This is a genomic window from Streptomyces sp. NPDC030809 (assembly GCF_055572195.1).
In genome coordinates this window covers 353,078-367,820 of record NZ_JBVIDV010000001.1, presented here as the reverse complement: position 1 = coordinate 367,820, position 14,743 = coordinate 353,078, and the positions used below count along the sequence as shown (strand labels likewise).

17 protein-coding genes are annotated in these 14,743 nt (G+C 73.0%); 12 read left to right on the top strand and 5 right to left on the bottom strand.

Features of this window, described 5'->3' with window-relative positions:
- Window positions 1–178: 178 nt before the first annotated feature.
- From ACZ407_RS01585 to ACZ407_RS01575, 3 genes are all read right to left on the bottom strand, one after another.
- Window positions 179–850: a phosphatase PAP2 family protein gene (locus ACZ407_RS01585; RefSeq protein ID WP_468124580.1), complete on the bottom strand. Its 672-nt coding sequence runs from the start codon at window positions 848–850 to the stop codon at window positions 179–181.
- Between the two features lie 44 nt (window positions 851–894).
- The gene (locus ACZ407_RS01580; protein WP_468124578.1) at window positions 895–1,830 is read right to left on the bottom strand and encodes a M56 family metallopeptidase; all 936 of its coding nucleotides are present in this window, start codon (window positions 1,828–1,830) and stop codon (window positions 895–897) included.
- 68 nt (window positions 1,831–1,898) lie between these two features.
- Window positions 1,899–2,489, bottom strand: coding sequence for a DUF5134 domain-containing protein (locus ACZ407_RS01575; RefSeq protein ID WP_468124576.1), 591 nt, complete (start codon window positions 2,487–2,489; stop codon window positions 1,899–1,901).
- Window positions 2,490–2,597: 108 nt separating this feature from the next.
- Here ACZ407_RS01575 and ACZ407_RS01570 point away from each other — a divergent pair, with 108 nt between their 5' ends.
- The gene (locus tag ACZ407_RS01570; protein WP_468124574.1) at window positions 2,598–3,140 is read left to right on the top strand and encodes a GNAT family N-acetyltransferase; all 543 of its coding nucleotides are present in this window, start codon (window positions 2,598–2,600) and stop codon (window positions 3,138–3,140) included.
- Window positions 3,141–3,195: 55 nt separating this feature from the next.
- Here the strand turns inward: ACZ407_RS01570 and ACZ407_RS01565 are convergent, their stop codons facing one another.
- Window positions 3,196–3,879 carry a glycerophosphodiester phosphodiesterase gene (locus ACZ407_RS01565; protein WP_468124572.1) on the bottom strand — a complete coding sequence of 228 codons (684 nt, stop codon included), beginning with the start codon at window positions 3,877–3,879 and terminating at the stop codon, window positions 3,196–3,198.
- Window positions 3,880–4,228: 349 nt separating this feature from the next.
- Between ACZ407_RS01565 and ACZ407_RS01560 the strand changes: the two genes are divergently transcribed.
- The 6 genes from ACZ407_RS01560 to ACZ407_RS01535 all read left to right on the top strand — a co-directional run bounded on the left by ACZ407_RS01560 (window position 4,229) and on the right by ACZ407_RS01535 (window position 10,349).
- Window positions 4,229–5,350: an LLM class flavin-dependent oxidoreductase gene (locus tag ACZ407_RS01560; RefSeq protein ID WP_468124570.1), complete on the top strand. Its 1,122-nt coding sequence runs from the start codon at window positions 4,229–4,231 to the stop codon at window positions 5,348–5,350.
- A 9-nt stretch (window positions 5,351–5,359) separates the two neighbouring features.
- On the top strand, window positions 5,360–6,364 hold the full coding sequence (locus ACZ407_RS01555; RefSeq protein WP_468124568.1) for an alpha/beta hydrolase: 1,005 nt from the start codon (window positions 5,360–5,362) through the stop codon (window positions 6,362–6,364).
- Between the two features lie 81 nt (window positions 6,365–6,445).
- Window positions 6,446–7,843, top strand: a complete 1,398-nt coding sequence (locus ACZ407_RS01550) for a DUF6421 family protein (RefSeq protein WP_468124566.1) — start codon at window positions 6,446–6,448, stop codon at window positions 7,841–7,843.
- Between the two features lie 26 nt (window positions 7,844–7,869).
- Window positions 7,870–8,634 carry an SDR family NAD(P)-dependent oxidoreductase gene (locus ACZ407_RS01545; RefSeq protein ID WP_468124564.1) on the top strand — a complete coding sequence of 255 codons (765 nt, stop codon included), beginning with the start codon at window positions 7,870–7,872 and terminating at the stop codon, window positions 8,632–8,634.
- A complete protein-coding gene (locus ACZ407_RS01540; RefSeq protein ID WP_468124903.1) occupies window positions 8,631–9,692 on the top strand; it encodes a threonine aldolase family protein in 1,062 nt (353 codons plus the stop codon). Before ACZ407_RS01545 ends, ACZ407_RS01540 begins: the two co-directional genes overlap by 4 nt.
- Window positions 9,693–9,749: 57 nt before the next feature.
- Window positions 9,750–10,349, top strand: coding sequence for a transglutaminase-like domain-containing protein (locus tag ACZ407_RS01535; RefSeq protein WP_468124562.1), 600 nt, complete (start codon window positions 9,750–9,752; stop codon window positions 10,347–10,349).
- Between the two features lie 11 nt (window positions 10,350–10,360).
- Here the strand turns inward: ACZ407_RS01535 and ACZ407_RS01530 are convergent, their stop codons facing one another.
- Window positions 10,361–11,083 (bottom strand): lysophospholipid acyltransferase family protein, encoded by a 723-nt coding sequence (locus tag ACZ407_RS01530; RefSeq protein ID WP_468124561.1) that lies wholly within the window; start codon window positions 11,081–11,083, stop codon window positions 10,361–10,363.
- 194 nt (window positions 11,084–11,277) lie between these two features.
- Here ACZ407_RS01530 and ACZ407_RS01525 point away from each other — a divergent pair, with 194 nt between their 5' ends.
- The 5 genes from ACZ407_RS01525 (at window position 11,278) to ACZ407_RS01505 (ending at window position 14,603) form a co-directional block, all read left to right on the top strand.
- A complete protein-coding gene (locus ACZ407_RS01525; protein ID WP_468124902.1) occupies window positions 11,278–11,652 on the top strand; it encodes a thioredoxin family protein in 375 nt (124 codons plus the stop codon).
- A gap of 33 nt (window positions 11,653–11,685) precedes the next feature.
- Window positions 11,686–11,865 carry a putative leader peptide gene (locus ACZ407_RS01520; RefSeq protein ID WP_468124560.1) on the top strand — a complete coding sequence of 60 codons (180 nt, stop codon included), beginning with the start codon at window positions 11,686–11,688 and terminating at the stop codon, window positions 11,863–11,865.
- Between the two features lie 38 nt (window positions 11,866–11,903).
- Window positions 11,904–12,428: a flavin reductase family protein gene (locus ACZ407_RS01515; protein WP_468124559.1), complete on the top strand. Its 525-nt coding sequence runs from the start codon at window positions 11,904–11,906 to the stop codon at window positions 12,426–12,428.
- Between the two features lie 212 nt (window positions 12,429–12,640).
- A complete protein-coding gene (locus ACZ407_RS01510; RefSeq protein ID WP_468124557.1) occupies window positions 12,641–13,426 on the top strand; it encodes an electron transfer flavoprotein subunit beta/FixA family protein in 786 nt (261 codons plus the stop codon).
- Window positions 13,427–13,640: 214 nt separating this feature from the next.
- On the top strand, window positions 13,641–14,603 hold the full coding sequence (locus ACZ407_RS01505) for an electron transfer flavoprotein subunit alpha/FixB family protein (protein WP_468124556.1): 963 nt from the start codon (window positions 13,641–13,643) through the stop codon (window positions 14,601–14,603).
- The last annotated feature ends 140 nt before the right edge of the window (window positions 14,604–14,743 follow it).

Sequence of the window (14,743 nt, the reverse complement as noted above, 5' to 3'; positions counted from 1 at the left end):
ACTCCTGCGTTGACTGGCTCCCAGCCAATATACTCAGCGCACGCCGGCGGCGGGGCACGCACCTGCGGTCCGCGCCGGAAGCCGGTCGCCGTGCTGGGCGACGCGGGGGATCGCCCAGCACGGCACCGACGCGCCCGGCCGCAGGCCGCGCCCGCTGCTTCCACCCGGAAGACAGGACCTAGTCCTCCCGCCCGGCCGCGGGCCCGGGCGGAACCGCCCGTCCCGGACGCGTGCACCAGGCCGCGGCGCCGGCCGCAAGGGCGAGGCCCAGCAGCCAGCCGCCGGCCACGTCCGACAGCCAGTGCACCCCCAGGTAGAGCCGGGTCCAGCCGACCCCCAGCACCGAGACGGCGGCCACCGCCCAGGCGACCGGCCCCGGCCGCCGCAGGCCGCCCTGCGGCAGCCCCCACAGCACCAGCGCGCACACCACCGCCGCGGTCATCGCATGCCCCGAGGGATAGGCCGCGTACTGCGCCGAGTCCACCGGGTCGGGCCACTGCGGGCGCTCCCGCCCCAGCAGCATCTTGAGCCCCTGCTGCACCGCCGTGGACAGCGAGGCCGCCACCACCACGGCGGCCGCGGCCCGGCGGGCACCCCGTACGAGGAGCCAGCCGGCCATCAGCAGGGCGAGCGCGCGCATCGTCCACGGGTCCCAGACCCAGTCGCTCAGCACCCGGTTGAGGCGCACGGTCCCCGGGTGGGCCACCGCGTCCCGGTGCAGGGCCCGCGCGACCCCGCCGTCGAGGGACAGGAGCGGCGACCAGCCCACCGCGACCAGCAGCGTCAGCACGGCCGCCGCGAGGGCGCACACGGAAGCGGTCCACCAGGGCGGGGCGGCGGAAGGGCGCATGCCCGGGATCCTGGCACACCCCGCGGCCGCTGCGCACGGACCCGTCAGGCCAGCGCGGTCAGCCCCGGCACGAAGGCGACCAGCAGCGGTACGGCCGGGACCAGGGCGGCCGCCGCGGTCAGGCGCAGCCGGCGCACGGGGGACAGCCGGCCCGGCGCCGACAGCAGCCGCCGCACCCGCTGGGGCACATGGTTCTGCGGATGCCCGCACGGGCCGAACACCCCGCGGTCCTCGTTCAGTTCGACCAGGGCCAGGGCGATCGTCAGCCGCCCGTACCGCCGGGAGGCGGCGTCGTCGGCCGCCAGCTCCACCAGCCGGTGCACCTCGTCGCGGAACGCCTCGAACACCGGCAGCTGCGGGAACCCCGAGGCCAGCGCCCCCGAGCAGTGCAGCAGCCAGTCGTGGCGGGCCGCCGCGTGCCCCTGCTCGTGCGCGAGTACGGCGTCCAGCTGGTGCCCCTTCAGGCGGCGCAGCGCGGCCGTGGTGACCACCAGCTGCGGCGCCGGGCCCGAAAGCCACCACGCGCCCGCCCGCGGGGCCTCCAGCACGACCAGCCGCTGGCCCGCCGGGTCCTCCCCGGGCAGCAGCGGGGCCTGCACCATCAGTTCCGCCCGCCGCCGCCGGGTGCGGACCCGGGCCCGCAGCACCTCGCCGGCCAGCATCGCCCCGGTCCACAGGCCGCCCGCGGCCAGGGCCAGCGCGGTGCCCGCCGCCCAGGGGCCGCCCGGGGCCGGCCCGTACGCCTCCACCACCCCGTGCGGGGCCGTCGCGAACAGCGGCCCGCGGACCGCCTGCCAGGCCGCCGCCGCGCTGAGCAGCATGGAGAGGGCGAAGCACAACAGCACGGCACCCACCACGCATTGCCAGACCCACAGGGCCACGACCGGTTCACGGTCCGGCCATTGGGCCCGGGCGAGCAGGCGGGGCGCCCCGAGAGCGGTCAGGACGCCGAGCAGCAGCAGTGCGGCGGGGACCATCATGGCGCCAGCCTATGAGCGCACCCTGCGTGGCGGTACGGCCGCGGACGGCAAGTGACCGAGGACACGTTTCACACCGCCAGCAGCATCGCGAACATGCCCATGCCCATGGCGAGCCGGCAGGCCCGCACCAGCTCGGCGCCGGAGGGGCCCGCGGCCCAGCGCCCCGCACCACCGGGCGGGCCGGCGGTCCCGGGAGAGCCGCCCGTACCGTGCCCCGCCGCCGCGGGCACCAGCCGCACCCCCGCCAGCAGCACGTACCCCGCGTAGTAGAGGAGCAGCAGCCCGGTCAGCAGCGGCACCCCGGCCGCCCCGTGCCCGCCGGTCATCACCAGGGCCATGTACAGCATCGCCAGGGAACCGACCAGGTGGTGGGCGAGGTGCCCGGAGCCCGGCCGTGCGGCGCGCAGCGCCCGGCCCCCGTGCCACAGCGCGTGCAGCGCCGCCGCGCCGAAGACCGCGCCCAGCAGCCGGGCCCGCCCGGCGCCGCCCCCGGCCGCCGCCGGCAGGGCCATGGCCGCCATCCCGAAGGCCATCAGCGCCTCGCCGGCCGCCGCGGTGCGGTCCGGCGAGGGGCCGGCCCGCAGGCGCAGCAGGCAGGAGGAGCCGCTCACCGCGCACAGGAACACGAGCAGCCAGGCGGGGACCGCGGGACCGTGCACGGCTGGCCTCCCCCTTCGAGGTGTCTCGGGAGGAAAGATGCCCGCGCGGCCGCCGGGTTAGGCTCTCCGTGCACCCGAGCACCACCGATCGGAACGGAGACCGCGTTCATGGAGACCCGTACGCAGGACGGCCTCACCTTCCGGGCCGCAGCCCTGGCCGACGTGCCGGAGCTGGTGGGCCTCGTGGAGTCGGCGTACCGCGGGGACGCGAGCCGTGCGGGATGGACCACCGAGGCGGACTACCTCGACGGGCAGCGCACCGACGAGCGGGGCGTGCGCGAGGTGATCGAGAGCCCCGACAGCACCCTGATGGTGGTGGAGCGCAAGGACGAGATCGTGGCCTGCTGCCAGCTCCAGCACCGGGGCGACCACGCGTACTTCGGGATGTTCGCGGTCCGCCCGGTGCTGCAGGGCGAGGGCCTCGGCAAGGTGATCATCGCCGAGGCCGAGCGCCGGGTGCGCGAGCTGTGGGACGTGGCGCAGATGCGCATGACCGTGGTGAACGTGCGCGCCGAGCTGATCGCCTGGTACGAGCGCCGCGGCTACCGGCTGACGGGGGAGACCAGCCCCTTCCCGTACGGCGACGAGCGCTTCGGCGTGCCGCTGCGCGAGGACCTGGCGTTCGTCCTGCTGGTCAAGGACCTGGCCTGACGCAGGGGCGGGGTCCGGCCGGCGCCGGCCGGACCCGTACGCGCCCGTGCCCGGGTCAGGCGGTGAAGCGGCCCGTCCGCCGGATCTCCGGGAGGTCCGTGGTCGCGCCGTCCAGCTCCAGCGCGCGGACCAGCCGCAGGTGCTCCTGGGTGTTGACCACCCAGCCGATCACCCGCAGGCCGGCGGTGTGCGCCGACTCGACCGTCTCCAGGGTCAGCCGCCGCAGGTTGAGCGCGAGGGTCTCCGCCCCCGCCGCCAGTGCGCGGTCCACCACGTCCTCGCCGTAGTGGGCCGCCGTCAGGGTGGTCCGTACCCCCGGCACGAGGCGGGCGACCTCCGCGAGCGCGGCGTCGTGGAACGAGGACACCTCCACCCGTGAGGTCAGGTCCCGGCTCAGCATCACCTCGGCCAGGGCGCGGGCCACGGCCACGTCCTTGACGTCCGCCTGGAGCGGGGCCCGCACCGCGTCGAGCACCTCCTCGAAGACCGGGATCCGCTCGCCCTGACCGGCATCGAGTTCCCGCAGCTCCGCGAGGGTGAGGTCGGCGACGGCGCCCGAACCGTCGGTGGTGCGGTCCACCTCCGCGTCGTGCATCACGACGAGGGCGCCGTCCTTGCTGAGCTGGAGGTCGAACTCGACGACGTCCATGCCGGAGCGTTCCGCGCGGACGAAGGACCGCAGTGTGTTCTCGGGCTCCACGCCCATGACCCCGCGGTGACCGATGGTGAGGAAAGTCAAGGTTCTCTCGCTTCCGTCGACGGCGGCTCCCGCGTGCCGGCCCTGACCGGCCACGCGGCAAGGCGGAGCCTAGTGCTCCCGTCATGGAATGGAAGCGTGCGTGCAGGGCCCGTACGGGGCCCGTGGGCCGTCTCCCGCCTGCCCTGTGCGCCCCGGACCCCCGCGGACGGCTCACCCGGGCGTGGGCGAGTCCCCGGCGTCTTGACGCGGAACCCGGCGGTGGCCGGGCGGGCGGCGGCGTGCGCGGCAGATCCTCCGTCCCCTTCTCTTGCTTCCTCGACATATGACTACTAGTCATATGTCGAATCGGCATAAGACCGGACGCGCGACGCAATCCCCTGGAGGCATCGTGAAATTCTCCGTGATCTTCGAGGCGCAACTCGCCGACCCCACCCCCGCACGCGAGCACCGGCTCTTCCACGACTGCGTCGAACAGGCCGTGTTCGCCGAGGAGATGGGCTTCGACCGGATCTGGGCCGTGGAACACCACGCCCTCAAGTGGTACTCCCACCTGAGCGCCCCGGAGGTCTTCTTGAGCTTCATCGCCGCCCGGACCCGGACCATCCGCCTCGGCCACGGAGTGGTCTGCATGCCCTTCCGCTTCAACCACCCGGTCCGGGTGGCCGAACGCGCGGCCATGCTCGACCTGCTCTCCGGCGGCCGGCTCGACCTCGGCGCCGGGCGCGGCGGCACCCGCCAGGAGACCTCGCTGTGCGGGGTGGACCCCGACCGGACCGCCGCCGAGGTCGAGGAGGCACTGCGGATCATCGGGAGGGCCTGGCAGCAGGAGGAGCTGGAGCACCACGGCGAACTGCTCGACATCGGCCCGCACCCCATCCTGCCCCGCCCCGTCCAGCGCCCGCACCCCCCGCTCTTCCAGGCCTGCTCCCGGACCGAGACCCTGGTGCAGGCCGCCGAGCGCGGCATCGGCGCCCTGGTCATGGGCTTCGCGGGACCCGAGTCGATCGCCGGGATGCGGGCGGTCTACGACGCGGCCGTCGCCGCCCGGGACGGCAGCCGGTTCGTCTCCACCGCCGTCAACGACCACTTCGCCGTGCTGTGCCCGACCCTCGTGCTCGACGACCGGGAGCGGGCGCGGCGCATCGGGATCCGCGGCCAGCGCTTCTTCGCCCAGTCCATCGGCCACTGGTACGGCGGCGCAGGGATCCCCGACGAGGCGGTGGTCGAGGGGGCCGACGAGGCCGCCGAGCTGCGCCGGGCCGCCGAGCAGGTGGTGGCCCGGCTGAACGAGCAGGACATCCCCGTCCGCCCCACCGCCACCGCCACCTTCCACGCCGACCACGCCTACGGCACCGCCGACGACGCCATCGCGTACGCGCAGCGGCTGGCGGACGCGGGCGCCGACGAGATCATGTGCCTGGTCCAGATGGGCACCGTCCCCCAGGAGGCCTGCATGGAGACCCTGCGGCAGTGGGGCCGGAAGGTCATCCCGCACTTCCGCGGCCGCTGAGGACGGGCCGTGCCCGCCCCCGACCGGCTCGACCCGGCCGCCCGCCCGTACGCCGACGCCCTCGCCGCGGTCTTCCCCGACCTCGGCGGGCGCGTCACCGGCGCCGCCGAGGCCCGCCGCATCCTCGCCGCCGCACCCCGTCCGGCCGGGCCGCCGCCCGCGGTGGGCGCGGTGACCGACCGGACCGTTCCCGGTCCGCCCGGCGCCCCGCCCGTGCCCGTCCGCATCTACCGGCCCGACCCCGCCCGGCACCCCGGCCCGCGCCCGACGGTCGTCTTCTGCCACGGCGGCGGCTTCGTCCTGTGCGACCTGGACACCTACGACTCCACCGCCCGCAGGCTGTGCCGGGCCGCCGGGGCGGTCCTCGTCTCGGTCGGCTACCGGCGGGCCCCCGAGCACCGCTTCCCCGCGGCCGCCCTGGACGCCCACGCCGCCCTCCGCTGGGCCGGCGCGCACCTCCCGGAGCTGGGCGGGGCCCCCGGGGCCCTGGTCCTCGCCGGGGACAGCGCCGGGGCCAACCTGGCCGTGGCCGCCCAGTTGCTCGCCGCCCGCTGCGGCGGGCCGCGCGCCGCCCTCCAGGTGCTCCTCTACCCCCTGCTCTCACCGGCGGCCGACGCGGAGTCCCACCGGCGCAACGCGCACGGCTACTACCTGACGACCGCCCACGTCCGCTGGTTCTGGGAGCAGTACCTCGGCCCGGACGAGGACCGCCGGGACCCGTTGGCCGCACCCCTGGAGGCCGGCCCGGAGGCCCTGGCCGCCCTCCCGCCGGCCCATCTGGTGCTGGCCGGCTGCGATCCGCTGTGTGACGACGGACACGCTTTCGCCCGGCTGCGCAGGGCCCGGGGCGCCCCCGTGACGGTGGACCTGCACCCCGGGATGTTCCACGGATTCCTGGCCCTGGCCGACCAACTCCCGCAAGCGCGGCGGGCGCTGGCCGCCGTCGGGGAACTCGTTGCCGCCACGGTGAATGACGGGAAGAATTCCCGTGGATCAGGGGGCGCCGCCGGATAATTTCCCGAATGCCCTCTTGAGCAGGAGGTCCTTGCATGCATACGCTGTCTTTACGTGAGGTTCTCCTGTGGAGGAAGTGACATGACGGAAACTCTTGTGCAGGGTGCGGGCGGCAGCGCCATAGCCGCCGGATCCCGGGTGGTCGAGCACCCGGCGTGGCCCGTGCTCAAGGCCGCCGTGGAAGAGATCCGCCCTTGGCAGTCCAAGGACGGCTCGATCGACTTCGAGGCGGAGGGCGCCCCCGCCCGTGCCGCCGCCGAGGCCGCGGTGGAGCGCGTCATCGCGGCCGTCGAGGAGCTCTCCCCGCTGCTCCCGCACGCCACCGCCTACCACCAGGCCCTCGTGGGCGACCTGCGCAAGTGGGCCGCGGGCGGCTTCGAGGTCCCGGACTTCCTGGACTCCCTGCTCGCCTTCCAGCCGGCCGCGCACCGCGCCGACGGCCTGCAGCACCTCGTGGTCTTCCCGATGTACACGCAGAACGGCAACCCGGACCGCAACCTCGAGGCCGTCGCCCTCAAGATGGTCTGGCCCGAGTGGCTCTCCGAGCTGGAGCGCACCCGCTACGACAACCCGCTGTTCCTAGGCATCACCTTCGAGGACTTCACCCCGGGTTACGACACCCACTCCGCCGTGCTCTTCCCGGAGACCATCGCCGTGCGCGAGGCCCCCGAGCGCTTCACCTGGGGCGGCATCTTCTGCGACCGCGAGGCCGCCCGCTACCGCAAGGTGACCGCGGCCGCCGTCGACGTGCTCGGCATCGACCTGCCCGAGGACATCGCCCGGATGGTCGAGGACCAGGAGCGCTGCGAGAAGGCGTTCGTGCTGTGGGACATGGTCCACGACCGCACGCACAGCCACGGCGACCTGCCGTTCGACCCGTTCATGATCAAGCAGCGCCAGCCGTTCTGGATGTACGGCCTGGAGGAGCTGCGCTGCGACCTCACCGCCTTCAAGGAGGCCGTGAAGCTCGAGGCCGAGGGCAACGAGCACGGCCGCGACGTGCAGTACGCCGTCCTGTTCGACCGGATGTTCCGCTTCCCGGTCTCCGGCGACCGCAACCGCAACTACGACGGCCTCGGCGGCCAGCTGCTCTTCGCGTACCTGCACAAGCACGACGTGGTGCGCTGGACCGACAACAAGCTGAAGATCGACTGGGTCCGCGCCCCGCAGGTCACCAACCAGCTGTGCGGCGAGATCGAGGACCTGTACCGGGCCGGCATCGACCGCCCGAAGCTCGTCCACTGGTTCAAGGCCTACGAGCTGGTCTCCACCTACCTCGCGCCGCACCCGGGCTCCAAGTGGGCCAAGGGCCCCGATGCCCTCGACCTGACCCAGCCGCCGCGCAAGCTGGTCGACGACGTGCTGGACGACGAGTTTCCGCTCAGCATGTTCTTCGAGGCCCTCGCCAAGAAGCTGAAGGGCGTGATCGCCTCGACCAAGGGCATCACCGCCGAGAACGCCGGGCAGGGCGCCGCGTGACCGAGCGCGCACAGGAGGCAGCAGCAATGAACGGTTCCGGGAACGGGAACGGCGGCACGCTCAGCGGAGCGGTCGTCGCGGTGGCCGGGGCCGGCGGCCCCGCGGGCAAGGCGGCCGTACTGCGGCTCGCCGAGGCCGGCGCCATCGTGGTGGCCTCCGACGCGGACGCCACGCGCCTGGCCGAGTCCGTGGACGCGGCCCGCTACGCACACGGCGGCGCCACCGTCATCGGCGACACCGTGGACCTGCTCGACCTCGACGCCACCAAGGAGTGGGCGGCGCGGACCGAGAAGGAGTTCGGCCGCATCGACGGGCTCGTCCACCTCGTGGGCGGCTGGCGCGGCAGCGCCTCCTTCACCGAGACCGACCTCGCGGACTGGGACTTCCTGGAGAAGCTCCTCATCCGCACCGTCCAGCACACCTCGCTGGCCTTCCACGACGGCCTGCTGCGCAGCGACAAGGGCCGCTACGTCCTGGTCAGCCAGGTCGGCGCGCACAAGCCGGTCGCGAACAACGCCGCCTACAACGCGGGCAAGGCCGCGGCCGAGGCCTGGACCCTCGCGCTGGCCGACTCCTTCCGCAAGGCCGGGGGCGAGGACGGCCCGCAGGCGGCAGCTGCGATCCTGGTCATCATGGCACTGGTGCACGACGCGATGCGCGCCGAGCGCCCGAATGCGAAGTTCGCGGGCTTTACCGACGTCAAGGAGCTGGCCGAGGCCATCGCCGCAGTCTGGGAACGGCCCGCCTCGGAAGTGAACGGACAGCGTCTGTGGCTCACCCCGCAACCCTGAGGACCGACGCGCGCCGCCACCATGACCCGGCGGTGCGCGGATTCGCCAGCGACAACTACGCGGGCGTCCACCCTGAGATCCTCGCGGCGATCACCCTCGCCAACGAAGGCCACCAGGTCTCCTACGGCGAGGACGAGTACACCGAGAACCTCCAGCGGGTCATACGCAGTCACTTCGGCCCGTACGCGGAGGCCTTCCCGGTCTTCAACGGCACGGGTGCGAACGTCACCGCCCTGCAGGCGATGACCGACCGCTGGGGTGCGGTGATCTGCGCCAAGACCGCCCACATCAATGTGGACGAGGGCGGCGCTCCGGAGCGGATGGCGGGCATCAAGCTGCTCGCCGTCCCCACCCCGGACGGCAAGCTCACCCCCGAGCTGATCGACCAGGAGGCCTGGGGCTTCGACGACGAGCACCGGGCCATGCCCCAGGTCGTCTCGATCACCCAGAACACCGAGCTGGGCACCGTCTACACCCCGGACGAGATCCGGGCCATCTGCGAGCACGCCCACGCGCTCGGCATGAAGGTCCACCTCGACGGGGCGCGGATCGCCAACGCGGCGGCCTCGCTGGACGTCCCGATGCGGACGTTCACCAACGCGGTCGGCGTGGACGTGCTGTCCTACGGCGGCACCAAGAACGGCATGCTGTTCGGCGAGGCCATCGTCGTGCTGAACCCGGACGCGGTCCGCCAGGTCAAGCACATCCGCAAGATGTCCATGCAGCTGGCGTCCAAGATGCGCTTCCTGTCGGTGCAGCTGGAAGCCCTGCTCGCGAAGGACCTGTGGCTGCGCAACGCCCGCCACGGCAACGAGATGGCGCGCCGGCTGGAAGCGGGCGTGCGCGGGGTGGACGGGGTGGAGATCCTCTACCCGGTGCAGGCCAACGCGGTCTTCGCGCGGCTGCCGCACGAGGTCACCCGCCGCCTGCAGAAGCGTTTCCGCTTCTACTTCTGGGACGAGGCCGCCGGCGATGTCCGCTGGATGTGCAGCTACGACACCCAGCCGGAGGACGTGGACGCCTTCGTGCAGGCCCTGAAGGAAGAGATGGCCCGCTGACGCAGGCCGATTGATTCGATAGGCATGCATCCTCATGCATAGGTATGCTCCTGGGTCATGGAACTGATCCAGGAGCATGCCGGCATGTCCGCCTATCTGGAGGCGGACGAGACCGTCGACCACACCCACCCGCTGGTGCGGCAGACCGCGGCCGCACTGGCCGCCGGAGCGCCTGACGCCCCCTCATACGCCAAGGCGGCCTTCGAGTTCGTCCGCGACACCATCCCGCACTCCGCCGACTCCGGGGACATGCGGGTCACCTGGCGGGCCTCCGACGTCCTCGCGCAGGGCACCGGGATCTGCTACGCCAAGTCCCATGCCCTCGCCGCCCTCCTGAGGGCCCGGGGCATCCCCACCGCCTTCTGCTACCAGCTGCTGGCGGACGACGACGGGAGCAACCCGGTCGTCCACGGCCTGGTGGCCGTCCTGCTGCCGGGCGAGGAGCGCTGGGCCCGGCAGGACCCACGGGGCAACAAGCCCGGTGTGGACGCCCAGTTCAGGCTGGACGCGGAACAACTCGCCTTCCCGGTCCGCCCGGAGCTCGGCGAGACCGACTACCCGACCCTGTACGCCGCCCCGCACCCGGCGGCGCTCGGCGCCCTCCGGCGGTCCGCCGACCGTGCCGCCCTCTGGGAGGCCCTGCCGGCCTCCCTCTGACGGCGCCCGGCTCAGCCCGCCTCGCGGACCTGGGCCGGGGTGGGCGCCGTGCCGCCCAGGTGGGCCGGCAGCCACCAGGAGTCCTCCGTGCCCTTCGGCTTGGCCGGATAGGCCCGCTGGGCGGCCTCCAGCAGCTCCTGCACCCGCTCCCGCAGACGGCGCGTGATCGCCCCCGCGTACTGGTCGGTGGGCGCCTCGATGGGCTCGCCGACCCGCATGGTCACGGGGATGTGGCTGCGCCGCAGGTCCTTGGGGCGGCCCTTGGTCCACAGCCGCTGGGTGCCCCACAGCGCCACCGGGATCAGCGGCACGCCGGCCTCCTGGGCCATGCGGGCCGCACCGGACTTGAAGCTCTTCAGCGTGAACGACTGCGAGATCGTCGCCTCCGGGAAGACACCGATGATCTCACCGGCCCGCAGCGCGCGCAGCGCCTCCTGGTACGCCGCCTCCCCCTGCTTGCGGTCCACCGGGATGTGCTTCATCGCGCGCATCAGCGGCCCGGACACCTTGTGCCGGAACACCGACTCCTTGGCCATGAACCGCACCAGCCGCTTCGAGGGGCGGGCGGTCAGGCCGGTGAAGATGAAGTCGAGGTACCCGATGTGGTTCGAGACCAGCACGGCCCCGCCCTGGCGCGGGATGTGCTCGGTGCCCTTCATGTCGATACGGATGTCGAGCGCGCGGAACAGCGCGTGCGCGGCACCGATGACCGGGGGGTAGACGAGCTCTGCCATGCGGGGAGACCCCTTCTTTCTGCCTGGGTAGGCGTTCTGCCTGGGGAGGTGCTCCCGGCGGGAAGTTACGCCATCGTAGGTACGTGGCAAGGGGATCGTGCCCCATGGCGGCCCGCCTGGCCAGTTCAGAGGACCGTGCCGGGAGAGATTCTCGTCACGCCGGGGAATTCCCCGGACCCCCGGCGCGCTCGCAACTGCGTACGGGAACACCGGTACGGACGACGAGACGGGGCGGGGCGCGGGTGCACGGGCAGGACGGGGGAAGGCGGCTGGGAGCCGCGGAACTGGGCGCGGAGCCGGGGGAGCGGGCGAGCCTCGTCCAGTTCTCCAGCGCCTTCTGCCAGCCCTGCCGGGCCACCCGCCGGATCCTGGCCGAGGTCGCCGCGCTCGTGCCGGGGGTCGCGCACATCGAGGTGGATGCCGAAGCCCGCCTGGAGCTGGTGCGGGACCTGGGCATCGAGAAGACCCCGACCGTCCTCGTCCTCGACGCGGCGGGCCGGATCGTCCGGCGCGCCGCGGGCATGCCGCGCAAGGCCGACGTGATCGCGGCCCTGGGTGCGGCGGTCTGACCCGCCGCACCGCCGGCCCCGGTTCGTCCGTGCATGCGAGCCCCGGCCTGCGCTTCCGCCGCCGCCGTGACCCCGCTCGCATCTCGCCGTAGTCGCTTGACTGCACACGCCAGTCATCGACAGGCTGACCGCATGCGGTCTGAACTCCTTCTTTACGGACGGGTCCATGTCGATCTCGTCCGCTACGCGAGTGCGTGTTGTCAAGGTTCCTGAACTCCCCTCACACGCACCCGACCCCGAAGGACCTCGCCATGACGGCCTCGGCCGCACTTCCCGCCGCACCCCTGCAGGGCTCGCCCGAGCTGCTGCGCTCCGTCTTCCGGCAGCACGCCGCCGGCGTCGCGGTGATCACCGCCGCGCACGAGGGCCGGCCCGTGGGCTTCACCGCCACCTCGGTCAGCTCCGTGGCCGCCGAGCCCCCGCTGCTCTCGTTCTCCATGGGCACCGGCTCGTCCAGCTGGCCGGTCATCGCCGAGTCCGGGCACATCGGCGTCCACATACTCGGCGAGCACCAGGAGCAGCTGGCCGGGCTGTTCGCCCGCAGCGGTGCCGACCGGTTCGGCCCGGACACCGACTGGCGCACCGGCCCCGAAGGGGTGCCGCTGCTGGACGGCGTACTGGCCTGGCTGGTGTGCAAGGTGGTCGCCCGGGTGCCCGCCGGTGCGCACCGGCTGGTGCTGGCCGAGGTGGTCGCGGGGGACCCGTCGGGTCCGGTCGCGGGCCCGGGTCGGCCGCTGCTGTACCACCAGGGCCGGTTCAACGCCCTGCGCGACTGAGTAGTGCCTGCTGGCGGGCACTTTCCGGTCCCGCCCGGGCGTTGGGAAGGTCACAGTTCACCGAACTTGCTTCCTGGTGAGACCCACGGTGTACTGACGAGTAACATTTCGATCGGAGCGCGGGCCGCCCCGACCGGGATCCGCCCAGTAAGGCGCCTATGCTGCCTGCACAGGGCAGCAGCCAGAAAAGACGATGCAGTAGGAGAGCCGGCGTGAGCTTGAGGATCGTTGTCTGTGTGAAGTACGTGCCCGACGCCACCGGCGACCGGCACTTCGCCGATGACCTGACCGTCGACCGGGACGACGTCGACGGCCTGCTGTCGGAGCTCGACGAGTACGCCGTCGAGCAGGCGCTGCAGATCGCCGAAGAGGCGGACGAGGCCGAGGTCACCGTCCTGACCGTCGGTCCGGAGGACGCCCGCGACGCGCTGCGCAAGGCCCTCTCCATGGGTGCCGACAAGGCCATCCACGTCGAGGACGACGACCTGCACGGCACCGACGTCATGGGCACCTCGCTGGTGCTCGCCAAGGCGATCGAGAAGGCCGGCTTCGACCTGGTCGTCACCGGCATGGCCTCGACCGACGGCACCATGGGCGTGCTGCCGGCGATCCTGGCCGAGCGCCTGGGCGTCCCGCAGGTCACCCTGCTCTCCGAGGTCAAGGTCGAGGACGGCACCGTCACGGGCCGCCGCGACGGCGACTCCGCGAGCGAGCAGCTGGAGGCCTCCCTGCCGGCCCTCGTCTCCGTGACCGACCAGTCCGGCGAGGCCCGCTACCCGTCCTTCAAGGGCATCATGGCCGCCAAGAAGAAGCCGGTCGAGTCCTGGGACCTGTCGGACCTCGAGGTCGAGGCCGAGGAGGTCGGCCTGGAGGGCGCCTGGACCGCGGTCGACTCCGCCGCGCAGCGTCCGGCCCGCACCGCCGGCACGATCGTCAAGGACGAGGGCGAGGGTGGCAAGCAGCTGGCCGAGTTCCTGGCCGGCCAGAAGTTCATCTAAGGGAAGCGGCGCGGGTCGGTTGCAACGCGACCCGCGCCCCTGGGGTTGCTCGCAGGAGAGCAGTCCCGTGACTCCGCCCGAAGGGGCTTCCCACATGGCCGGTGAACCGGCCGTGGCGGACAAGCCCCGCCCGGAGCCCGCAGGCTCAGGCCGAGCCTGGCAGTCAACATGCCTTTCCCCGGATGCAGTTCGGGGTATTCGCCCAGGAGTAGCAATGGCTGAAGTTCTCGTCTACGTCGACCACGTGGACGGCGCCGTCCGCAAGCCCACCCTCGAGCTGCTGACGCTCGCCCGCCGCATCGGCGAGCCCGTGGCCGTCGCCCTCGGCGCCGGTGCGGCCGACACCGCCGCCACCCTCGCCGAGCACGGTGCGGTCAAGGTCCTCACGGCCGACGCCCCCGAGTTCGCCGACTACCTCGTCGTGCCGAAGGTGGACGCGCTGCAGGCCGCGTACGACGCGGTCTCGCCCGCCGCCGTCCTGGTCCCGTCCTCCGCCGAGGGCAAGGAGATCGCGGCCCGCCTCGCGGTCCGCATCGGCTCCGGCATCATCACCGACGCCGTGGACCTGGAGGCCGGTGACGAGGGCCCGGTCGCGACGCAGTCCGCGTTCGCCGCCTCCTTCACCACCAAGTCCCGTGTCTCCAAGGGCACCCCGGTCATCACCGTCAAGCCGAACTCGGCTCCGGTCGAGGCCGCCCCGGCGGCCGGCGCCGTCGAGGCGCTGTCCGTCACCTTCGGTGCGCTGGCCACCGGCACCAAGGTCGTCTCCCGCACCCCGCGCGAGTCCACCGGCCGCCCGGAGCTGACCGAGGCCGCGATCGTGGTCTCCGGCGGCCGCGGCGTCAACGGCGCCGAGAACTTCGCGATCATCGAGGCGCTCGCCGACTCCCTCGGTGCGGCCGTCGGCGCCTCGCGCGCCGCCGTCGACGCCGGCTGGTACCCGCACACCAACCAGGTCGGCCAGACCGGCAAGTCGGTCTCGCCGCAGCTGTACATCGCCTCCGGCATCTCCGGCGCGATCCAGCACCGCGCCGGCATGCAGACCTCGAAGACCATCGTGGCCATCAACAAGGACTCCGAGGCCCCGATCTTCGACCTGGTCGACTACGGCGTGGTCGGCGACCTGTTCCAGGTCGTCCCGCAGCTGACCGACGAGATCAAGGCGCGCAAGGGCTAATCGCCTGACCTGCGCTGATGCTGTGGCCCGGGGGGGGGGGGGGGGGAGCCCCCCCCCCCCACCCCCCATGTTTTTTGCCAACTTTAGGGGCGGAGAGCCCTGGATCAAAGCTCTTCTGCTGGGCTGGGGTTTCCTGCCGT

Excerpts from the sequence above, each read along its gene's own strand:
- ACZ407_RS01545 (WP_468124564.1), top strand. The coding sequence starts at position 7,870 with ATGAACGGTTCCGGGAACGGGAACGGCGGCACGCTCAGCGGAGCGGTC.
- ACZ407_RS01550 (WP_468124566.1), top strand. The coding sequence starts at position 6,446 with ATGACGGAAACTCTTGTGCAGGGTGCGGGCGGCAGCGCCATAGCCGCC.
- ACZ407_RS01535 (WP_468124562.1), top strand. The coding sequence starts at position 9,750 with ATGGAACTGATCCAGGAGCATGCCGGCATGTCCGCCTATCTGGAGGCG.
- ACZ407_RS01505 (WP_468124556.1), top strand. The coding sequence starts at position 13,641 with ATGGCTGAAGTTCTCGTCTACGTCGACCACGTGGACGGCGCCGTCCGC.
- ACZ407_RS01580 (WP_468124578.1), bottom strand. The coding sequence starts at position 1,830 with ATGATGGTCCCCGCCGCACTGCTGCTGCTCGGCGTCCTGACCGCTCTC.
- ACZ407_RS01585 (WP_468124580.1), bottom strand. The coding sequence starts at position 850 with ATGCGCCCTTCCGCCGCCCCGCCCTGGTGGACCGCTTCCGTGTGCGCC.
- ACZ407_RS01530 (WP_468124561.1), bottom strand. The coding sequence starts at position 11,083 with ATGGCAGAGCTCGTCTACCCCCCGGTCATCGGTGCCGCGCACGCGCTG.
- ACZ407_RS01520 (WP_468124560.1), top strand. The coding sequence starts at position 11,686 with ATGCGAGCCCCGGCCTGCGCTTCCGCCGCCGCCGTGACCCCGCTCGCA.
- ACZ407_RS01570 (WP_468124574.1), top strand. The coding sequence starts at position 2,598 with ATGGAGACCCGTACGCAGGACGGCCTCACCTTCCGGGCCGCAGCCCTG.
- ACZ407_RS01515 (WP_468124559.1), top strand. The coding sequence starts at position 11,904 with ATGACGGCCTCGGCCGCACTTCCCGCCGCACCCCTGCAGGGCTCGCCC.